At 48.6% G+C, this 21,493-nt stretch carries 18 protein-coding genes and 1 pseudogene; 3 read left to right on the top strand and 16 right to left on the bottom strand.

From position 1 onward, the window contains the following. Nucleotides 1-204 precede the first annotated feature (204 nt). Nucleotides 205-1,191 carry a DUF2156 domain-containing protein gene (locus NIA71_RS15245; RefSeq protein WP_253020868.1) on the top strand — a complete coding sequence of 329 codons (987 nt, stop codon included), beginning with the start codon at nt 205-207 and terminating at the stop codon, nt 1,189-1,191. Nucleotides 1,192-1,406: 215 nt separating this feature from the next. Here NIA71_RS15245 and NIA71_RS15240 read toward each other — a convergent pair whose 3' ends face one another. The 8 genes from NIA71_RS15240 to NIA71_RS15205 all read right to left on the bottom strand — a co-directional run bounded on the left by NIA71_RS15240 (nt 1,407) and on the right by NIA71_RS15205 (nt 12,927). Continuing rightward, nucleotides 1,407-3,221: a sensor histidine kinase gene (locus tag NIA71_RS15240; protein WP_148397479.1), complete on the bottom strand. Its 1,815-nt coding sequence runs from the start codon at nt 3,219-3,221 to the stop codon at nt 1,407-1,409. Further along, nucleotides 3,196-3,882 carry a response regulator transcription factor gene (locus NIA71_RS15235; protein ID WP_148397480.1) on the bottom strand — a complete coding sequence of 229 codons (687 nt, stop codon included), beginning with the start codon at nt 3,880-3,882 and terminating at the stop codon, nt 3,196-3,198. Before NIA71_RS15235 ends, NIA71_RS15240 begins: the two co-directional genes overlap by 26 nt. Before the next feature lie 77 nt (nt 3,883-3,959). Then, a complete protein-coding gene (locus tag NIA71_RS15230) occupies nt 3,960-5,309 on the bottom strand; it encodes an APC family permease (protein WP_253020867.1) in 1,350 nt (449 codons plus the stop codon). Between the two features lie 165 nt (nt 5,310-5,474). After that, nucleotides 5,475-7,571 (bottom strand): EAL domain-containing protein, encoded by a 2,097-nt coding sequence (locus NIA71_RS15225; protein ID WP_253020866.1) that lies wholly within the window; start codon nt 7,569-7,571, stop codon nt 5,475-5,477. After that, nucleotides 7,507-8,007 carry a hypothetical protein gene (locus tag NIA71_RS15220; RefSeq protein ID WP_253020865.1) on the bottom strand — a complete coding sequence of 167 codons (501 nt, stop codon included), beginning with the start codon at nt 8,005-8,007 and terminating at the stop codon, nt 7,507-7,509. Before NIA71_RS15220 ends, NIA71_RS15225 begins: the two co-directional genes overlap by 65 nt. 771 nt (nt 8,008-8,778) lie before the next feature. Further along, the gene (gene pgeF, locus NIA71_RS15215; RefSeq protein WP_253020864.1) at nt 8,779-9,492 is read right to left on the bottom strand and encodes a peptidoglycan editing factor PgeF; all 714 of its coding nucleotides are present in this window, start codon (nt 9,490-9,492) and stop codon (nt 8,779-8,781) included. 316 nt (nt 9,493-9,808) lie between these two features. Further along, nucleotides 9,809-11,011, bottom strand: a complete 1,203-nt coding sequence (locus NIA71_RS15210) for an FprA family A-type flavoprotein (RefSeq protein ID WP_253020863.1) — start codon at nt 11,009-11,011, stop codon at nt 9,809-9,811. Nucleotides 11,012-11,022: 11 nt separating this feature from the next. Continuing rightward, the gene (locus NIA71_RS15205) at nt 11,023-12,927 is read right to left on the bottom strand and encodes an acyl-CoA dehydrogenase family protein (RefSeq protein ID WP_148397509.1); all 1,905 of its coding nucleotides are present in this window, start codon (nt 12,925-12,927) and stop codon (nt 11,023-11,025) included. Nucleotides 12,928-13,086: 159 nt separating this feature from the next. On the opposite strand from NIA71_RS15205, the gene NIA71_RS15200 reads away from it, so the two are divergent. Further along, nucleotides 13,087-13,722, top strand: a complete 636-nt coding sequence (locus NIA71_RS15200; RefSeq protein WP_148397485.1) for a Crp/Fnr family transcriptional regulator — start codon at nt 13,087-13,089, stop codon at nt 13,720-13,722. Between the two features lie 93 nt (nt 13,723-13,815). Here the strand turns inward: NIA71_RS15200 and trxA are convergent, their stop codons facing one another. Next, the gene (gene trxA / locus NIA71_RS15195) at nt 13,816-14,124 is read right to left on the bottom strand and encodes a thioredoxin (RefSeq protein ID WP_148397486.1); all 309 of its coding nucleotides are present in this window, start codon (nt 14,122-14,124) and stop codon (nt 13,816-13,818) included. Between the two features lie 156 nt (nt 14,125-14,280). Here trxA and NIA71_RS15190 point away from each other — a divergent pair, with 156 nt between their 5' ends. Continuing rightward, nucleotides 14,281-15,189 (top strand): DMT family transporter, encoded by a 909-nt coding sequence (locus tag NIA71_RS15190; protein WP_148397487.1) that lies wholly within the window; start codon nt 14,281-14,283, stop codon nt 15,187-15,189. Here the strand turns inward: NIA71_RS15190 and NIA71_RS15185 are convergent. The 7 genes and pseudogenes from NIA71_RS15185 to NIA71_RS15160 all read right to left on the bottom strand — a co-directional run bounded on the left by NIA71_RS15185 (nt 15,186) and on the right by NIA71_RS15160 (nt 21,467). Further along, a complete protein-coding gene (locus NIA71_RS15185; protein WP_148397488.1) occupies nt 15,186-15,683 on the bottom strand; it encodes a phosphatase PAP2 family protein in 498 nt (165 codons plus the stop codon). The genes NIA71_RS15190 and NIA71_RS15185 overlap by 4 nt on opposite strands. Before the next feature lie 16 nt (nt 15,684-15,699). Further along, nucleotides 15,700-16,764, bottom strand: a complete 1,065-nt coding sequence (locus tag NIA71_RS15180; protein WP_367177919.1) for an AAA domain-containing protein — start codon at nt 16,762-16,764, stop codon at nt 15,700-15,702. A 54-nt stretch (nt 16,765-16,818) separates the two neighbouring features. Beyond that, a pseudogene (locus NIA71_RS20105) lies at nt 16,819-17,013 on the bottom strand (AAA domain-containing protein); the annotation flags it as partial. 36 nt (nt 17,014-17,049) lie between these two features. Further along, nucleotides 17,050-18,720, bottom strand: a complete 1,671-nt coding sequence (locus NIA71_RS15175; protein WP_253020861.1) for an AAA domain-containing protein — start codon at nt 18,718-18,720, stop codon at nt 17,050-17,052. A 24-nt stretch (nt 18,721-18,744) separates the two neighbouring features. Continuing rightward, complete coding sequence (locus tag NIA71_RS15170; protein WP_253020860.1) at nt 18,745-19,563, bottom strand: hypothetical protein; 819 nt, start codon at nt 19,561-19,563, stop codon at nt 18,745-18,747. Between the two features lie 30 nt (nt 19,564-19,593). After that, a complete protein-coding gene (locus NIA71_RS15165; RefSeq protein WP_253020859.1) occupies nt 19,594-20,634 on the bottom strand; it encodes an alcohol dehydrogenase in 1,041 nt (346 codons plus the stop codon). Between the two features lie 14 nt (nt 20,635-20,648). Then, nucleotides 20,649-21,467, bottom strand: a complete 819-nt coding sequence (locus NIA71_RS15160) for a hypothetical protein (protein ID WP_253020858.1) — start codon at nt 21,465-21,467, stop codon at nt 20,649-20,651. Between the last annotated feature and the right edge of the window lie 26 nt (nt 21,468-21,493).

The following is a 21,493-nucleotide window of genomic DNA, read 5'->3' as shown; positions in this document are numbered from 1 at the left end:
ACCTGGCAGTTTTATTTCATTTATTCTAATATTCGCCCGTAGAAATGTCAAACAACATTGCTTTGTCAACCAGTCGGGTGTAAAATAAGAAAGATGCTTTTATTCATAACGGTAAAAATTTCTAATTTTGTATGATAGGAATCGATTGATTTTTCGTTTTGGGGGTATCAATATAAAAGCAGACAAAGGGAGGAAAAGGAGTAGATGATGAATTGTAATTTATGCAGGAAAGAGCTGTGCTACAATAAGAAAAAACCGGACGCTTGCGTAGAAAAAAGGCCGGAATTGTATTTCCAAAAGCTGACGATGAGCGACCAGCAAGCGCTGGAACCGTATTTTGCGTTGAGACCGAATAAAATTTGCGACAGTAGTTTTTTAGACATATTTTTATGGAGCAGATCCAACCGGCTGGAGTATTGTTTGATCGAAGGGGAAGCCGTTCTGTGGAAGATGGAGCTGGACGGTGAAGTTTACACGGTCATGCCGTCTTGTCGAGAAGAGGATCTGCCTTATTACTTTGATTTGGTCCAGACCTATTTCAACAAAGAGTTGAATCTCCCGTTGAAGATTTATCTGGCTGATGAAGAAGCTGTAGAAACTCTGGCACTTTGCGAGAATCCGTACTATCGAATCACCGAGCAGGAGGATTTGAAAGACTACTTATATGATGCGGAAAAATTGAGAACGCTGTCCGGGAGAGCCTACCACAAAAAGAAGAATCTAGTCAATAAGTTTAAAAAGCAGTATGAAGGCAGATGGGAATATCGGAGCCTGACCGGTGACGATGCGGAAGAAATCAAGGGGTTTCTTGAAGATTGGTATGGACTCCAAACCTCGGATGAGGAAGGACTGGATAAGGAAAAAGAGGGCATTTGGGACGTCCTCAGCAGCCCCATCGTGCCAGAAATCCGCATGGGCGCCCTTTACGTGGATGGGAAGATGGAAGCCTTTTCTATGGGCAATTATAATGATCTTGAAGAAATGGCGATTATTTGTGTTGAAAAGGCTAATTTTCAGTTCCCCGGACTCTATCAGATGATCAATCAGCAGTTTGCGCTCAATGAGTTTCCGCAAGCCCGCTTGATTAACCGGGAGGACGATGTGGGCCTGGAAGGTTTGAGAAAGGCCAAGCTCAGCTATAATCCGATCGGATATGCAAAAAAATACAAGGTGCTTCAAAGCCTTTACTAAAAAAAGTGTGCATGACGGGAGCACAGCTCCCTATGCACACATGTCGGCCGCAGGGGCCGACGCTTCGCAATGTACTTTCTTTGAAACTCCGTCAATATCGATGGCATCGATATTTCCTACGTTATCAGAAAGTGGCTGTCGCATTAGAATTGATCTAATACGACAGCCACTTTATCGTTGCATGACTTTATGTTCATCTTAACCCTCAATCTCCATTATTCGGGTTTGCCGTTGTCTTCTTTATCCTCATCCGGTTCCGGCTCTTTCGTCTCTTCTTCCGGTTCATCCGGCAGGTCCATGGATTGAGGCTCTTCAGTCAGGTCAAGTTCGCCCTCCTCCGGCTCCCTATCTTGCGCTTCCATCGCAGGCCCCATTTCTATGTCATCCGGCATCACGATGGGCTCATCCGCCGCCGCTGCCGGAAGCATAACTCTCACCTTGAACAAGTCGCCGTCTATGGAAAGCTCCATCCAGCCATCCATCAATTTCATCAGGTCCTTGGCAATGGCCAGGCCGAGGCCGCTGCCTTCCGTGGTTCTTGATTCATCGCCCCGTTTGAAACGCTCCGTCAGCTCCGAAGGGTCGATATTCAGAGACTGCCTGGAGATGTTCTTCATCTCCATGATCGCCAGGCCGCCTCTTTCAGACTGCTGTTTTCTAAAATCCACATAGACCCTTGTATGAGGCTGGGAATATTTCAAGGCGTTGCTCAAAAGATTGGAAATGACCCGCCATAAGAGCTGCCCGTCTGCTTTTACGAAGTAATGGCTCTGATCGGCATTGATGATAAATTCCAGCTCTGATTCTTCCACCCGCTGATTCAGCTCTCCCAATCCCTGGTTCAGCAGGGATAACAGATCCACTTTGCTTATGCGCACTGGGATCGCCCCGCTGGAAGCCTTAGCTGCTTCGAAAAGGTCCTCGGTCAGCTGGCGCAGCCGCTCGGTTTTCTGCTCCAAAACATCCAGATATTCCGGTGCGTTTACACTATCCAAGCCTTCTGTCTTGAGCAGATCAATATAAGTGACCATCGATGTCAGCGGAGTTTTCAAATCATGAGAAACGTTGGAAATCAAATCCGTCTTCATTCTCTGGTTTTTCAGCTCGTTCTGCACGGCGATACTGGTTGCCTTGGAAATCTCATTGATTCCAGCGGCCAGCTGATCCAATTCACCGTCTCCATCGGACGGAATCTTATAGTCCAGATTACCACTGCTGACTTCTTTGAGTCCCTTCTTAATTTCATCGTACTTGTGTACCCATTTGGGGGCAAAGACTAGAATTACGATCAGCATCACCGGCGCCAGAAAAACAGTCGCTGACAGCAGGCAGATGAGAATCGCAACCAGAACGACCTTGCGCATGGTGCTGCCGCCCAAGTAAATCTCCGTATAAATCTTGCGGATTAGCCAGCCGCACGCAGACCGCTCCAGGAACACGCCGGCTTTGATCTTTTTTACACAAGATAGAATCAATCCCAGTCCCAGGGCCGAGGCCCCCACCCCTAGAATAGTCGCTAAAATCGCATATACCGTAATGTTGAACACCGTTGCCGAATACCATCCGATTCCATAAATCGCGCCGAATACGCTGTCAACCACCTGCGAAAAGATCGCCCCGCCTCCGAAAAAAATCAGGCAAATGGCAGCCAGCTGCACTTCTGCAAAGACCCGGTCAAATTGATTGAGTCGAATCTTACCATCGCCGCTTCGTTCTCCCACTGCTACTACTAGGTAAATCAGCGAGAGCAGGGCAATGATGCCCATGGCAATGGCCAGGATGATCCATACCTTCATATGCTCTTCCAATGCTTCCATCTGCAAGGCCAAATTGCCGCCCTGCTGTTCCAGGAATTCGCTGAAGCTGCTGAATCCGTTGCTTTCTAAAAAATACGGATCCATGTAGCCTGAATAAGAGTTCAGCCTTGCGGCGCCGATTATGCAAACAATGGAAGCCAGAAAGCTGATCACGCACACGATGTATGCTGTGATAAAAACAGGCTTATTAGATTTTTTCAATTTTGTATCCAATTCCCCACACCACCTTTAAATATTTTGGATTTTTAGGATTAATCTCTATTTTTTCTCTAATTCTCCGAATATGTACGGCCACCGTGTTCTCAGGATTGTAGGCAGGCTCATTCCACACTGCCTCATAGATCTGCTCCATGGAAAATACCCGGCCGGCATGTTCGGTTAAAAGCTTGAGGATCCCATATTCGATAGGCGTCACCGCCACATTCTTTCCATCCAGTTCCACAGTCTTTTGTTCATCATCGATAATCAGGCCTCCTGTTTTGAAGATACCTGTCTTTTTTTCCAGACTGCCCAGATTTACATATCGTCTCAACTGTGATTTAACCCTGGCGATTAGCTCCAGGGGATTGAACGGCTTTGTGATATAATCGTCGGCGCCGACGTTGAGTCCTGTGATTTTATCATAATCCTCCGATTTTGCGGAGAGCATGATGATGGGAATGTTTTTTTCTTCCCGAATCTTCATCGTAGTCCTCATACCGTCCAGTTTTGGCATCATGATGTCCATGAGGATCAAATGAATATCCGCTTTTTCTACCAAGCTCAAGGCCTCCATTCCATCGTAAGCCTTAAACACGTCGTACCCCTCATTTTTCAAATAGATCTCTATGGCATTCACGATTTCCTTATCATCATCACAAACTAAGATATTCATGGTTACTCCTTTCAGCTTATAGCTCTATCATACGGGGCATTTCTTAATAAAGAGGCCACCCGTTTCTTACAACTTTCTTAACTCCTGCTTTTTCCTATAAAAATGCCGATCGCCATCACCGCTGCGAAGATGATCAGGTAATAAACCACCGCCATCCGGTGGGCGAAGCAAGCGGCAACAATCATAAAGATACATCCTAAAATAGCCAGGGAGGGCATGACAAATCGTTTGAAAACATTCAAGTCTTTTTCCTTTTTCATCATCAGGATGAAAACCGGAATGTAAAAGGCGTACAAGGTCACAATTGGCAGTTCGGAAGTATCAAAGCTGAAAGGCCCGAACCAGGGGCCGGCCAGATTGGAACCGTAGAAATAAAACAGCCAGAATCCGCACAGCAGAAGACCGAAGATGGCCGAGTTGGACGGCATGTTGGTAGCCTTATCTACAGAGCCGAACAGTTCCGGCCGTGGGCCTTCTTTTCTGGCCGCCAGCGCATACATTCCCCTTGTGCATCCCAGCATCAGCCCATTGAGCGTTCCCAGACAGGAAATGACGACAATCACAAAGATGATCGTGCCTGCCGCCTCTGAGAAAACGGTCTTGAATGCCAGCTTGGCGCCCTCTTCTCCGCCGGCCATCATCACTTCATTGCTCACCGCTCCCGCCAGTCCGATGTAGTAGAGAATATAGACGCCCATAATGATCAGGGTCCCCAGCAGCAGCGCTCTGGGCAGGTTCTTTTTGCTGTCTTTCAGCTCGGAATTGATGCTGGTGGCAATGATCCATCCCTCATAGGCGAAGGCAGAAGCTACCACGGCAGTAAACAGCAGCGTCGCCGTATCTCCCGTTTCTTCGACCACATTGGTGAAATTGCGCACTGTCATTCCGCTTCTAAGGCCTACTATGGTACCCACAACTGCCATCAGCAGCAAAGGGATCAGCTTGATAATCGTAGTGGACACTTGAAACTTGCCGGAAAGCACCGGCGATAGGGCATTGAGCCCAAAACTGCAGATCAAATAAAGTCCTGCTATCACCATACACGGACCGCCCGTTATATCCCATCCCAAAAGCACGCAGGTATATCTGGCCGAAACCCAGGCCAAAACGCAGGTTAAATTAGGATAATACAAAATTGCCAAAAACCATCCCACATAGTATCCGTATTGCTTTCCCGCTGCTGCCTCGGCATAATCCACTACGCCGTTGACTTTTTCATATTTGGTGGCCATAACGGCAAAGGTATAAGCGCAGGTGACCATGATCAGCCCGCCGATCACCCAGGCCAAAATTCCCAGCGGCAGATTTCCTCCCGTTGCGTTGAGGATCTTCTCCGCTTTGAAAAAAACGCCGCTGCCGATGACAATGCCCACGACCATGGCGATGGCTGTCACCAGCCCGTATCGTTTCTCCAGTTTTGTTTCCATAGATTCTTTTTTCTCCCACTGTACTTTATATTTCACATCCAGTTTTTCTGCGTTCTTGCAGCTCCAACCGGCCTTTCTTTTAACAGTATCCCCATTATACCTCATTTGCATAAGTCTGGTGCAGAAGAAAACCGCACAGCTGCCGGTATGTACGGTTTATGCTGGTCATAAAGCGCTGTGCTGCAAATGTTTTCCTCCTTGAGCCAGCATGTGTTCCATCTCTTTTTCCCGATCTATGTTTTCGACTACGCCCACTGCGTGGGCCGGATATCCGTCTTTATCGAAAACAGAGGTCATGCGGATCCTCTCCCAGTGGTAGCTGCCGTCAGAGGCTCTCAACAGGGTTTCGCATCCGGATTTGGGCTTTCCGTCAAAGATGTCCTGGTACATCTGCAGCAATGGTTTTGTATAATCAGGATGCACCAGTCCTTTTTCAATCATGCAGCCGGGGACGTTTTCCAAATGGGAAGGCAGTCCCACCAGCCCGGTATCTTTTTCCCCATAATCCAATGCCCTGTTCTTAATATCCAAATCAAAGAGTATGCTGGATGTGCTTTGCATTGCCAGGCGCAGGCGTTCTTCTGAAATTCGCAGTTGTTCCTCCGCCTCCTTTTCCTTGGTCACATTTCGTATGGAAGCGTAAAAAATTTTCCGGCCCCTGTTCTCGGCTAAAAAGAATACTTTTACCTGTATCCAGATCAGCTTTCCGGATTGCAGTTTTCGCCGCAGCACGCCATCGACGCCATTCTCCTGATACTGGCATGCCGCTTTGACCAATTGACGAAAGGTATCTTTGTCCCCTTCGTAGATCATGTCGGAAATGTGTTTACCATAAGAGCGAACTTCCTCTTCGCTGCACCCAATCTCTGCGTAATACCCTTCATTGGCACGGATCAGTTCCAAATTGTCGTTGTAATACTCATAGAAGGCCACTCCGCCTATGATATTCTGTAAAAGCGCATCGGACCAGGCATCCGGCTGCATCAGTTCCTGAAGGTGAAAGGTGTCGCCCATCTTATGACGCATACCCTGGTCGTCAACCTTCTCCCGATCCTCTATTAAGTTCCAAAATACATCCATGGGCATGGGGCGGTAATAATAGTACCCTTGCGCATAATGGCAATTAATACTCAGCAGGAATTCCACCTGCTGCTCGGTCTCTACTCCTTCTGCAATTACATAGAGATTGAGCCACTTGGCCATCCGTACCACAGAACTCATGATGTCTCCGCCTTTATCATGACCGTCGGTTTCTCCGGTAAGAAAACGCATGTCCAGCTTTATGACATCAATATGAATGTCCTTCAGCATGTTCAGCGAGGAGTACCCGCTGCCAAAGTCATCCATAAGGATGGTGAAGCCGTATGCCTGCAGCCGGTCCACCACTTTTGACAAGTATTCCATATTGCGGGCGTACACCGTTTCTGTAATTTCCAGCTGGAAAAGGGCAGGGTCGATCTGGTAGCGTTCTACCAGCGAAACCAGCTGTTGATAAAGATCGTTTTGATATAAATTGGTCCTTGATACATTGACGGATATGGGAATTGGTCGTTTGCCTGCAGCGATCTGGCGGCGAAGTTCTCTGCAGACTTCTTCCCATATAAAGTAATCCACTTTAATAATGAACTGATTTTTTTCAAACGCTGGTATAAATTCGCTTGGCGGGATGAGGCCTTTTTCCGGGTGCTGCCAGCGTACCAGGGCTTCCGCACCAACGATTTTTCCTGTGTCCATATCGCATTTGGGCTGCATGTATACCTTGAATTCTCTGTTTTCCAGGGCAGACTCCATATCGTTGACGATTTCCTGTTCCAGAATGAGATTTGCTCGCAGTTTCTGGTCATAGACAGCGTAGTTTTTCACAGATTTATTTTTTACAGATTTCAAAGCCAACAGCGCGCGGTCGCACATCCTGCTGGCCGGCATGAAGCGGTCCTCCACTTGATAGAATCCAATGGCCGCTACCAGCTCCATTTGAAGCGGATAATCTTTGAACAATTTTGTAATAAGTTCTGCGATGTAAGCGTACTGTCCTCCAATGTTCGGATAACAGCATGCAAAAACATCAGCCACAATGCGCCCGACCGCACCGCCTGCTTCGGCGGTGCCCACTTTCAGATGGTTAGCCACAAACTGAAGAAGCCGGTCCCCTTCTTCGGTTCCATAAAGATCGTTGACGATTTTAAAGCGGTCGATGTCAAGGCAGATAATCGTATAGTTTCTCTCCGGGTTCCTGCGGACCAAGGCTTCCGTTTTTTTCATAAAAGGTTTCTTTATTATAGACGCCGGTCAGGGAATCATACTGCCCGGCCAGCCTCAGTTCATTTCGTATCACCATATTGTGAACCCGCCGCTGAAGCAGGCTCTTTTCATAGGGTTTTATCAATATTTCTTCGGCGCCGGCCTTAATGGAACTGGCGGCGGTATCTTGTCCATAATGGTCTAAGAGGGCAATGATCGGTATATCATATGACAAAAGGGCCTTTTTCACCGAGTCCATAATTTTGTTCTTCCTCGTTATCAGCAAACAGCAGCTAATTAGGGCTGCACAGATATTTTCTTTGCCGTGGCTGACGATATGAAGCGCTTCCTGTTCGTTGGAAGCTTGCATGACGATATATTGGTCGTCTAAAAGTGTTTTTATCTGGCCGCTGTCTGTTTTCTCGTTTTCCAGCACCAGCACCATATGTTTGCGCATAATCATTCCCCTCGGACTTGCCTGCATCATCCTGTAATTGACGCTAACTATTATAGTATAAGATGCGAGCTGCGTCGAGCATCTTTCACTTATTCTATACCTTGCGGCAACGCCGTACCAATCTGACCAGAATAGTATAAGATGCGAGCTGCGTCGAGCATCTTTCAACTATATTGCACCTCTCGGCGAAGCCATATCCATCTATTCAATATGGTATCATTAAAGAGCCATTTTATCTCATATTCAGATATTTAGTATGTGGTCAGGTCGCATGCTGGGGGGCGGGAGGAGGAGACGGAGAGAAGTGGAAGCGGAAAAAAGCAAAAAAACATTTTAAAAATTACCCACTTTCAACGATTGAGCCCTCTTAAATTGATTTTTAAGAAGCCAAACCCGCTTTTCCTGGTGTGGCCCGAAATGAAACCCCGCAAACCCACAACTTTGCGTAAATATCGCAAAAACTTTTTAAAATTTTCCGGATACTGGACTCATCGGATGCCAGGTCCACTTGCGTGAGATAGTATCAGTATTTAGAAAAAACATCTTCATGACTGATATTTTGCAGCGGGTCATTTGGAAAAAATATCGCAAGCGAAACATCGTGCTGCCATTGTTCTTTGCGGGATCTTGGCGCTAAGGGAGCAGACTTTCTTCTGTCACTGGTCTAGGTATCACAAACATCGCCGGAAAGAGGGCATCCTCTTTCCGGCGATGTTTCATTATCCATCAGCTAATTAATCTGCGTCATAACCAGGCACGCTTTCCCTGGTTCTACAGCAAACACAGACCCGCGCCCATTCTGCGATAAGTCCCGCCTTCTCTCCGATAGGAGCAGAACAAGTCCGGCTCGCAGCAAGTACAATGGCTGCTGGCAGTAATATGTTTCTTTTGAATACCCGCATCCTCCAGCTGCCTGCGGTTGATACCTTTCAGATCCAGATAGTTCTTCTCACCGCATGGTCTGGCAAAATCCCCTGCGAACTCCCAGCGGCGCTGGAATTCTTCCAAAACCTCGGGTCCTGTTTCAAAACAGCAGCTGCTGATGCCCGGGCCGATATGAACAAGGATATCCTCCGGTTTACTGCCAAAATGTTCTCCCATTTTTCTTGCTGCTTTAGGAGCAATTCCGGCGGCTGTTCCCCGCCAACCCGCATGTACCAGACCGATTGCCTTTTTGACAGGATCGCACAGATACACAGGCAGGCAGTCTGCGTGAACAGTTGTCAATAAAACGCCCGGCACATCGGTGATCAACCCGTCAGTATCAGCGATGCGAACCGGGGCATCTTCACGCTTTTCAATGACAACGATATGATCCTTGTGTACCTGGGCTGGCCAGATGGGCTGCGCCAGATCCAGGCCAAGCTGGCAAAAGACATCCGGCCGGTCATAGGGACTGCCTTCACTGGCGCCGTACTTTGTTGAAAAAAATCCTTTTACTATGGGAAGCTCTTCAAATACTTCCAAATATAATTTCTGTTCCATGGTTTTATTATATCATTTTTGTAGCAGCAAAAATCCGGTAAATTTTAAAAAACCGGAGACATTTTTACACAAAGATGTGGGTTTGTGAGGCTTCATTTGGGAGAAAAGAGCGACAAGCCTCAGAAATGTCAGTTCAAGCCTGTATAAGCTGGCTCAATCGTTGAAAAAAGGGTAAATTTTGAAAGAAACATTTATTTTTTTCCCGAAACATGTCGTCCAGCATCCTAGGCCCGCTTTCGCAGCTGCACCGATCCTTTGCCCGGGGACCAAGGCCCCGGGCAGAAGAGCGGCATTTGCCTGGCTGGATCAATCAGGATCAATCATTCATAGACTCGATCAGTCCATCCACCAGCTGATCCATCTCTATGGCGCTGCCTTCATTTAAAGAGGAGAGGACGGATACCTTTTCATTGAGCACGGTCATCTGCTTCATCTCATCGAGGAACTCTTCCATGAGAGCGCCGGACTTGGGTGCCCAGGACCCGTTTTCAATCAGTGCTACTGTGCGTTTCTGCATATTCAGCGCCTTCATATCCATGAGATAATTCAGCATCGGAGGATAAATCCCCAGATTATATGTGACCGAGGCCAGAACAATGTGACTCAGCCGGAAGGTCTCTGAAATCAGTTCTGAAACATGGGTTTTGGAAACATCGTACATCGCCACATTGGTCACGCCCCGGACTGCCAGCTTGGTTGCCAGCGCATTGACTGCGCTTTCCGTATTGCCGTACATGGATGCGTATACGATCAGCACACCCTGTTCTTCCGGCTCATAGCTGCTCCATTTATCATACTTATCCAGGAAATACCCCAGATCGCTGCGCCATACCGGGCCATGGAGGGGGCAAATCATTTTAATATCAATGGTTGCCGCCTTTTTCAGCAGGGCCTGCACATGAGGGCCGTATTTGCCTACGATATTGGTATAATACCTTCTCGCATCGTCGATCCAATCCCGGTCAAAGTTGACTTCATCGTTGAAGAGCTTTCCGTCGAGGGAACCAAAGGAGCCGAAGGCATCCGCTGCAAACAGGACGCCGTTTGTCAGATCAAAGGTTACCATGGCTTCCGGCCAGTGGACCATGGGCGCGGCCACAAAGGTGACTTCATGCTTACCGAAGCAACGTGTATCCCCTTCCTGCACCTCTTCCATATGGCCGTCAACATCAAAGTTGAACTGATGCATCATCATAAAGGCTTTTTCCGTACTAATGATCTTCACATCCGGGTAGCGGATCAGCACTTCTTCGATGGATGCTCCGTGATCCGGCTCCATGTGGTTAATCACCAAATAATCCAGCTGACGTCCGTCAAGGACATACTCGATATTCTCTAAAAACTGCCGTCCCGCGGACCAGTCCACGGTATCGAAGAGCACGGTCTTTTCATCCAGCAGGAGGTAGGAATTATAGGAAACGCCCCGCGGGATGGGATGAATATTTTCAAAGAGTGTCAGGCGGCGGTCATTCCCACCGACCCAATACAAATCTTCTGTTACTTTTCTTACGCAATACATGGTTATCCTCCTTATCCTTCTATGAATTTATCCTTTTCTTCTCCGCAGTCCGGGCAAATCCATTCTTCCGGAAGAGCGTCGAATAAAGTACCTGGAGAAACATCGGCCTCCGGATCGCCCACAGCCGGATCGTATTCGTATCCGCAGCCGGAGCATACATAAGTTTTCCATGGAGGCGCTTCCTTCTTCGGAGTCGCTTTTCTCATCTTCTGCATTGGCGGCGCTGGTTTTTTCGGTTCTCCGTTATCCAGCGCTTTTGTCAGCAACGGCAGAATTTCCATCAAATCTCCTACAATACCGTAATCAGCATTTTTGAAGATGGGCGCGTTTTTATTCTTATTGATGGCTACAATGGTGGTTGCTCCCTTGATCCCTTTCAAATGCTGGCCGGCGCCTGAAATTCCGCAGGCTATGTACAGATTGCCGTTGAATTTCTGCCCGGACATTCCCACATAACGATTGAGAGGAACATATTTCAAAGTCTCGGCCACTGGTCTGGATGAACCCACAGCCGCACCAGCCTGAAGGGCCAGCTCTTCGATGAGCTTCATATTCTTTTTATCTCCGATGCCCTTTCCGGCGCTGACAACACGATCCGCTTCAATAATCGGCGTGTTGGGGTCAATGCCCACCGTGAAATCATAGCCGTCTGCCTTAAGGGCTTCCACAAGAGCCGCCACTTTTTCTTCGCTGGATCCTTCCAGGAAGAGCTTTTTCTTGCGTGCTCCGGTGATGGGTCCCTTCGCCTTCAGCTTGCCGCCGGCCTGTTTTGGCGGTTTACCGATAATATGAGAAGCGATAACAACTCTCTGAATTTCGTTGGTGCCTTCATAAATGGTACAAATTTTCGCATCCCGGTATGCCCGTTCCACTTCCATACCTTTCAAGTATCCGTTTCCGCCGAAAATCTGAACCGCATCGTTGACCACTTCCAGGCAGATATCGGAAGCGTATTGCTTGGCCATGGCGGATTCCATACCGTAAGGTTCATGATGCTCCTTCAGTTCTGCGGAGCTGTAAATCAGAAATCTTGCGGCCCTCAGCTTGGTCGCCATGTCTGCGATTTTGAAGGAATTGATTTGGTGGTGAGCAATTGGAATGCCGAACTGCTCCCTTTCCTTGGCGTATTCTACCGCGTGTTCGAATGCTCCCTGAGCGATTCCCAGCGCCTGGGAAGCGATTCCGATCCGCCCGCCGTCCAGGGTTGCCATGGCGATTTTGAAGCCCTGGCCTTCCTTGCCCAGCAGATTTTCTTTGGGAACCTTGACGTCGTTGAAAATCAGTTCAGCGGTAGCCGATGAGCGGATTCCCATCTTGTCGTAATGGTCGCCGAATTCAAAGCCTTCCCAGCCTTTTTCCACAATAAAGGCACTGATTCCTCTGGTGCCGATATTAGGCGTGGTCACTGCGAAAATCACGTAAGTATCCGCTTTTTCGGCGTTGGTGATAAAAATCTTTCCGCCGTTGAGGATATAGTGGTCGCCAACCAGCTCGGCCGTGGTTTCTGTGCCGCCGGCATCGCTTCCGGCATTGGGCTCTGTCAGGCCGAAGGCTCCCAGCTTTTCTCCTTTTGCCAGCGGAACCAGATATTTTTTCTTCTGCTCCTCTGTACCAAAGGCATAGATGGGATAAGATCCCAGCGAAACGTGGGCCGAAAGAATAACGCCCGTACCGCCGTCAACCCTCGCCAGTTCCTCCACCGCAATGGCATACGTCAGAATATCCAAACCGGCTCCTCCGTATTTTTTCGGATATGGAATTCCCAGCATATTCATTTCCGCCAGTTTCTTTACGATTTCATCCGGAAATTCGTTTTTTTGATCCAGCATAAAGGCAATCGGCTTTAGCTCCGTTTCTGCGAATTCTCTGATCTTCGCGCGAAATTCCTCATGCTGATCGGTTGTTTTGAATAACATCATTACCTCCCCTTTCACGATATATCTTCCATGTTTTTACTGAATTTTTAGAATTTATTATATTCTAACCTGTTTTTGGAACTTATTCTGTGATATATGCAACAAAGTGGGTAAATATTATTAAGAACGGATACTAATTTTCGAGAAAGGAAGGTTTTCATGAAACGATATTTTATCAGCGATGGGATTGCTGAGGATTCCATAAAAAAGATGCTCCGCTGTTTTCGGCCCCAGTTGAAACGATTTCAAAGCGGCGAAACGATCATGCGTTATTCGGACCGTGTGGAAAAGATCGGTCTTGTGATGAAAGGAACGGCGGTTCTCCATGTTCTGGATGCGGACGGAAATGCCGGGCTTTTGGAAACGTACGAAGAGCAGGCTCTCTTTGGCGAGCTGTTTCATCTGCCTTTGGACGGGTTTGAATACCTTGTGGAAGCTAAGACAGACAGCCGGGTCTTGTTCATCGACTATACCCACATCGTTACGCCCTGTGAAAAGACTTGCGCCCACCATTCCCAGCTGATCAACAATCTTTTCCTAATGGCAGCGCAGCGAGCTCAGGCGTTGTCGCTCCATCTGAATATTCTTCATCAGCCTACGATCCGCAAAAAGCTGCTCACCTATCTGACCTGCCTGCGGGGAACGGCGGAAAGCGATTCTATTACCATTCCGTTAACCTTGTCGGCTCTGGCGGAATATCTCTGCGTGGACCGCAGCGCCATGACCCGGGAGATTCGGCTGATGAATGAGGAGGGGATTTTGCAGTCCAACAGGAGAACCTTTCAATTGTTGTAAGGCAGGATATGAACGCCGGTGCCCGATGCAGCATGCAAAAAACGCCAAGGTACTTCGATCGCTGCGAAAGCTCCCTGGCGTTTTTTCTTTTCTTCATTTGAGCATGGCTTTTACTTTGCCCTTGGACTGAACGCCCACGGATGTACCTACGATCTTTCCGTTCTGGAAAAGGGCCAGTGTGGGAATGCTCATGATCCCGAATTGAGCGGCCAGCTGAGGCTGTTCGTCAATGTTGACTTTCCCGATCCTGGCTTTCGGCTCGTCAGCCGCCACCGCGTCCAAAATAGGCGACATCATCTTGCATGGCCCGCACCATGGAGCCCAAAAATCCACCAGCACCGGTTCCTGTGAATTTACAACTTCCTGATTAAAGTTATCCTGTGTTAATTTTATAATAGCCATTTTTAAATACCTCCTTTGACTTTGTGGCTTAACTATACCACCATCCAAACAAATCTTCTGTGACCAGGTTACATATATGCTTTTTTTTCTTTCCCAGAAAAATTTCGGTTGCCAGCGGCAGCTTTGATGTATTATTCTAGTAGGCAAGGAGGGTTTATGAAAAAATTTAAAGGAGAATTATGTTTGATGCTGGCGGCCCTGATCTGGGGGTCAGCGTTTATATTTCAAAAGATGGGAATGGATCATGTGGGCCCGTTCACATTCGGATTCTTTCGCTTCACCTTGGGAGCGCTGGCGCTGCTTCCCGTGATTTTTATCTACGGCAAGCTGAACCAAAAGCGTTCTGCGCCCAAGGAAATCACGCCGTTTAAAAACCGCATGCTCCTGCTGGGAGGCTTGCAGTGCGGGATCGCCAGTTTTATTGCCGGTTCCCTGCAGCAGATCGGCATCATGTATACCACAGCCGGAAAGGCGGGATTCATCACTTCGCTGGATATTGTCATCGTTCCCATCCTGCTCTTATTTCTCAGGCGAAGGGTTGGAATTTTCACTTGGCTGGGAGTTGCCCTGGCCGGATTCGGACTTTACCTGCTCTGCATCACGGACGGGTTTACCATCCAGCTTGGCGACGGACTGGTAATCGCCTGCGCGGTGGGTTATTCCTTCCAGATTCTGCTCATCGACTATTATTCCGACAAGGTGGATGCAATCAAGCTTTCTTTTTTACAGTTTTTGCTTTCCGGCCTTTTATCGGGTGTTTTCATGATTTTTCTGGAATCCGTGGCTTTTCAGGATATCATCGACTGCGCGGTCCCCATTTTATACACGGCAATTCTAGAAGTGAGCATTGCTTTTACCCTTCAGATCGTCGGACAGAAGGATACTCCCCCTGCCATCGCTGCCATCATCATGAGCCTGGAAGCGTTTTTCTCCGCAGTATGCGGCGCTCTGTTCCTTGGAGAAGTGATGTCATCGCGGGAAATGATCGGATGCGTTCTGATGCTGACTGCCTTTATCATATCGCAGATTCCTGACAAACGGATTTCACGTCAAGACCACGCTTAGGGAATCCAATAAAACCCCACCAGCCCGGACAGAATTCCCAAAGCCGCCCCGGCAATCACATCTTTGGGGAAATGCACACCGCCCAGCACCCGCACAACGGCCATAAAGATTCCCGCCGCGCCGATCAATACCCCGGCAAGAGGCATTTTCCAGAAAAAGGTCATTCCGATGATAAAGATGGAAAAGACGTGGCGGCTGGGAAAGGATTTTCCCCTGGTGTCTTTGGGGATCACCGGAGGCAGGTCGAAGACTTCATAGGGCCTGGGCGCACAGTACAAATATCGAAAAACGCTGATAACGACAAAAGAGATACCCGGCACCAAAACAGCCCTCGCAAGCCCAGTATCTTTTTGCAGATACAGCGCTGCCAGCAAAACGGGATAGGCAATATATGCGATTTTCGTCAAAATGGAATCGATAAGGATGATCGCCTTTTGCCTCTTAGGATTGCCGCGAAAGCTTTCGGTCATTTTCAGATACGTCTCTTTGGTCATGGTGGACTGCCTCCTGCTACAATTTTCTAAAATACTCAATCAAAATATCTTTCATATAATGATACCTTCTGGCATAAGAATTCTCAACCCGGATCAGCTCAAAATCGTACCTCTGGCAAAGCTCCGCCTTTTTCTGATCCCGAAGGCGGACCGCTTCCTCTTCAATATGCTCTTTTCCGTCCAGTTCAATGGCCAGCACCGGCATTTCTTTTGTGCTGCGGACGCGCTGATAGACGACAAAGTCAAAGCGGCCGGTGTAAAAAAGGTCGTTGTGTTCTTCGCTGCCATCGAACACATGGGAGATGGGCACCTCTTTGTGAATCGTATATTTGCTGCCTGCCACCAGGATATTGCCCAATGCGTGGTTGAGGGTGGTCAGGAAAGCGGCTTCTGTTTCCGTGCTGTAAGGTTTGATGCCCAGCGCTCTGGTGGCTGCTGCTTTGGGCGTAACTTCCGAAGCGCCGTTGGTGCGGATATACTCCACCAGCTCGTACAAATCGTCCTCTTCATCCGTGCCGTGAAGGCGGCGCAGGTTCTGACTGCTGGACAACAGCACCAGCTTTTCCTTGGCCCTGGAGGTGGCCACATTGATCAGCTCCTTATTGTTTTTCAGCCAGCTGTAGGTCTTTGCATGGGTCTGATCGGTCACTGCCAGGGAAAAGAGAATGACATCCTTTTCATCCCCCTGGAAAGCGTGGACCGTGCCGCACTGCACATCGAGAATACCGTTATCCAAAAGCACGCTGTTGATGTATTCTTTTTGGCTGACAAAGGGAGTAATGACGCCGATTTTTTTGTCCCGGTTTTGAAGGATATAGTTCAGGATCTGGGCCGCTTCTGCGGGAGCCGTGTTCTTTTCCTCTGTCGATCCGTCGGCAAGATCCACATAGACCAGCGGCTGGGATTCGCAAACCTGGCTGCGGATCTTCAGCTTGTCATTGTAATATTTTTTATTGTTAAAATCGATGATCTTGCGATGGCAGCGGTAATGATAGCTGAGCAAAATCTCATCGCTCACCGAGTCGCAGGCCAGATACGTCTTATAAATGGAATTCTCAATATAATCGTACTCCTGGCTCACCTGGTATTTGGCCTTCAAGGTCTGGTTCGCCTTGGGATCCAGCAGAATCACCGGGCTCAGCTGCTGGGGATCGCCCACCAGCATCAAATTGCTGCCGCGGATGATGGGTACCAGAGAAACCGCCGAATTGCACTGGCTGGCTTCATCCATCATCACCATATCAAAATAGATCTTGGGCTCGCCCAGCCGGTGGGCGGAAATACATGTCGTAATCACGACAGGAAAGATGCGAAGAAATTTCTTCATGTTCTCTTCCTGGCTTAGATGGCGGTTAAATTCTTTGACCTACTCCTCCTTGCGCCCCTCCATAAAGAGAATGGACAGCAGCTCTTCATTCTTGGGTTCGTCCAGCCGTTTGATATATTTTGCCGATATATAATAGAGATATTTTAAAAATTCTTCAACGTTTTGATTCAGCAGCGGCAGAGCATCCGCTTCATCCACTTCTCCGATCTGCTCCAGCTGTTTCTCCACTTGCGCAAGCTGCCGGCTCTGGAGTTCGACCCGGAAGGTCAGACTCTGTTCGCTACGGATCAAGCTTTCAATCGACGCTTTCCGTTCCTTCAGATCGAGAATGGCCTCATATCGTTTGAGCAGCTGGGAGAGCTGCTCTGTCTTTTCGATTTTGTCATCCTTGTTCCGCTCCAGGGTATTGGAAAAAACATTGATTTCTTTCACTTGCAGATACAATGCCTTCATGTAGTACAGGGCTTCTTCCACCTTTTCCCGGTTTCCCAGCCGCACGGCCGGAAAGGGGACGCGTTTGTTCCGATAGCGGATATTCTGCAAGGTATGAAATACGCTGTCAATGGGATGATTATTATAGGATGCAAAAAGCACCGTCTTTTCGTTGAAAAAAGCCGTGGTGATGGTGTTGATAATCGTGCTTGTTTTTCCGGTTCCAGGGGGCCCCTGAATGTAGGAAAGGGGATATTTTAAGCCGTGATGGATGGCCAGAAGCTGATCCAGGTTCACCTGCTGGTTGAGCAGCGCCAGGGGATATTGTTTTGTCCGCACCGGCTGTTTTACCAGTTCTCCGAAAAATGCTTTTATGGGAATGGTGGGTTTTGCTTCCTGGTACATTTCCAGGATTGCGCCGTATTCCTGATCCAGATCCAACGCCAGGTCCCGGGAAAGGGTCAGAAGATAGGGCATATCGTCCACGCCCTTGATCTGCGGATTGGCGCTGGTAATCCGGTCTTTGATTTCTTCCTGATTGGTATCGAAATCGTCCAGCAAATATCCGTATTCTTCCGGAAGAAAGCGGCGGATGCTTTGCTTTTCACCGTCATTGGTAAATTCCCGGCAAATGGTTGCTTCCTCTTCTGCGATCAGTCTGCGGCGGATCACGTCAAAATTCATCTTGCGGTACGCCAGCACGTAAAGGCCCTTTCTGACGGGCACACTTAGCTGGTTCATGCAGATTTGCAGGATCCGTTTTCTGGGCTTTTTCTGCTGCCTGTCGCGGATGGTTCTGCGCTGGAACTGGTTGATGATATCCTTATACTGCTGGTCACTTAGCTGGTAGACCCCTTCCTGCACCCCTTCACCGTCCAGCCCTTCTACCAATGCGTATTCGCTGCGGTAAGGGGTGGAGTCCAGGCGGCTGCAGTCGGCCAGATAATTGAGGATTTTCATGTTGGCCGCATGGTGAAACAGTTCTTTGTATTTGTACGGATTGAGATGAATATCTTCCACCAGCCTCTGGTTCACCGGATGAAAGGAGCCTTCCACCACATCGGAGGTGAGAATCGAGTCGATGTAAATCCTGGGAAAATCGCCCAGAGTATGTTTGGATAGATGGAGTCCAGCCACGCTAAGGGACCGGTCCTTGAGGTTGATGTCGTTGATTCCGATCCAGTACCGGGTCTGTTCTCCATTTTTATTCTTGTATTCGATGCTGATCCACTTGCCTTCGTGGATGGCTTTAAAAATATCCCGGCAAACCGTATTCATGAAAAGCCTCCTGAGCTGCTGGACTTACTGGCCCTTAACCCGTTTCAGATACGCTCCGATATCCAGCCCCATCCCCATTCTATCTATCATTCGAAAGGTCCCCGCCTGTCTTTCTCCCTGCTTGTCCACTCCAACAAGCTGGGCTTCGACAAAGACGGTTCCGTACTTGCTCCTTTTCTTATCATCTATAGAGTAGCCTACGGTACAGGATTCACCTTTTTCCAGATGAATGGGATCCTGGAAGTCGATTTCATCGTAAGGAATATCGTTGATTTCCAGCGATGTGATGACTTGGAATAGTTCCTTCTCATAAGGGATTTCAATTCCTGTGATGTCTATCGGTCTTTTCGCTTCAAAGGCCATCTCCCCATAATTTTCATCATCCTGTGTATAATCCGGTTCTTCTCTGGTGGTAACAAATCCTTTTTCCTTCAAGCTGCATATTTTGACATGCCCCACGTCAGCGGTGGAGGTGCTGCCGTCATCCCAGGTGATTTCTAAATGGTCAAACTCCAGCGGCACCGCCATGCTGGAATCCTCGTTCAGCTTGCTAGTGCCTACACCCCAGCTGATGGTATGAAGCCAATACCCGCTTTCCTCCTCATATTGCTGGTCGTAGATGTCGATGGAGATGTCCGGCGGCGCATCGGGAATTTCAAGGTTTTTTACCTTTTTCTCCCAAGTCTCATCGGTGATGTACTGGGTATCAACATCCATATCTTCTGAAGAAATAAGTGCCTTAACAAAAACCGGTTCTTCCAGCTTGGGGCCGCACCCGGTCATGGCTGCCGCTGCAAGCACAAGCAGGCATACGGCCGAAAAAACGATCCTTTTCTTTTTCATATATTCTCCTTTTGGCCTTACCGCCAATTTCTAAATCTCGACTGCGATTTTCATAACGCCCGCTTCTCTGTTTTCGAACAGGTCATAAGCGCTGAGGATTTCCTCCAGGGCAAAGGTATGGGTGATCAAGCCTGCAGTATCCAGCCTGCCCTCCTCAATGAGCTGAAGCAGCCGTTCACAATGGGCCGCATGGACGCCTCCCGTCTTGAAGGTTAAGTTTTTTCCGTACATCTGGGGCAGCGGCAGCCGCTGGTCCTCTTCGTACATGGCGACCAGGCACACAATTCCCGATGGGCGGGCCAGCTGCCAGGCCAGGTCAAAGGTTCCCTCGCCGCCTGCGGCTTCGATCACTCGGTCAGCTCCTCTGCCTCCGGTTTTTTCCATGACCAGTTTTTCCAGGTCCTGCCTGACGCAATCCACCACCTGCGCTGAAATTCCCAGTTTTCTTCCAAACTGTACTCGCTCTTCATCGATATCTGCCAAAATCAGATGTTTCGGCTCATACAAGGAAGCGCACATAGCTGTGCACAGACCCGTAGGGCCGGCACCCAAAATGACTACGGTGTCATTTTTTGTTATCTCTGCCAAATCCGCCGCCCAATATCCGGTGGAGAGAATATCGCCCACAAAAAGCGCCTGCCGGTCTGTGATTGATTGGGGAATCCGGTTGAGTCCGTTGTCCGCATAAGGTACGCGCACATACTCCGCCTGCCCGCCGTCGATGCGGCAGCCCAGGGCCCAGCCGCCGTTCTCATCTGCGCAGTTATTGACCAGCCCCTGCTTGCAGTAAAAGCATTCCCCGCAGAAGGTCTCCACGTTGATGGTTACCCGGTCCCCCGGTTTGACGTTATGAACCTGCTCTCCCGTTTCCTCGACAATGCCCACCATCTCATGTCCCAAAACGATGCCGGGGATCGCCTTGGGTACTGCTCCGTGTTTGATGTGCAGATCGCTGGAACAGATCGATGCCAGAGTTACGCGTACAATGGCATCCGTAGGGAGCTGTAAACTCGGGCGAGGCCGCTCTTCCAACGCCAGCCGATGATTCTTCTTATAAACGAGCGCTTTCATTTCAACCTCCTTCTTCACTCTTTCCGGGCTTGTTTTAGGTATTCCGGTATATTTTCCTCGATCTTAGTATCAGGAGAAATCACAAACACAGCCTCTTGTTTCTTTCCCTGACCATCCTCCCCCATCAGCCGCATGTTGATCCAAATGCGTCCGTACAAGGTCTGAAAGTTGTCATTATAACGGCAATGCACCTTAAATGTCCCGCCCTTTTTCAATTCAATCGGGTGTTGTTCATCTATTTCAGACACCGGTACATCATTGACTGTCAAGCTGGATACCATCTTTTCTACTTCTTCTTGATAGGGGATTTCAATTTGGGTAATTTTCATGTTCCGCGGCGCCTGAAAGGTTTGCGAGTCGTCGATCCGTTTATCTTTTTTATAGTTGCTGTTTGCCTCCTGGGCCTCTAGCATGTCCCGGGCTCCGCTTTGGATTTGAATGCTGCCCACATCAGCTGTGGTCTTGCTGCCATCATCCCAGGTGATGTTCAGCTTGTTAAAGGAGATCGGCTCTGTCAGTCCCCCCTCTTCCGTAAGGTTGTCGCTGTTTACCCCCAAGTGTGCGGTGTGGAGGGAGTATCCGCTCAGAATCTCGGACTCCTCATCGTAGACAACCGTTTTGATGTCTTTGGGCGCATCGGGGATCTCTACGGATTTTATCTTTTTACTGCCTACCATGCCTGAAATATACATAATGTCCACATCCATGTCATCTGATGAAATGAGACTTTTCACCACCACTGGCTCTTTCATGTAGATGCTGCATCCACAGACCAATGTGATCAGTAGTATGCTGGTCATGATGCCCAACATGATCTTAATACGTTTTTTCATAGGCTCCTCCTTTTTTCGGCGGCTCT

Source organism: Ihubacter massiliensis (assembly GCF_024125305.1).
Taxonomy (GTDB): domain Bacteria; phylum Bacillota; class Clostridia; order Peptostreptococcales; family Anaerovoracaceae; genus Hominibacterium; species Hominibacterium faecale.
This window is presented reverse-complemented; position numbering and strand designations above follow the sequence as displayed.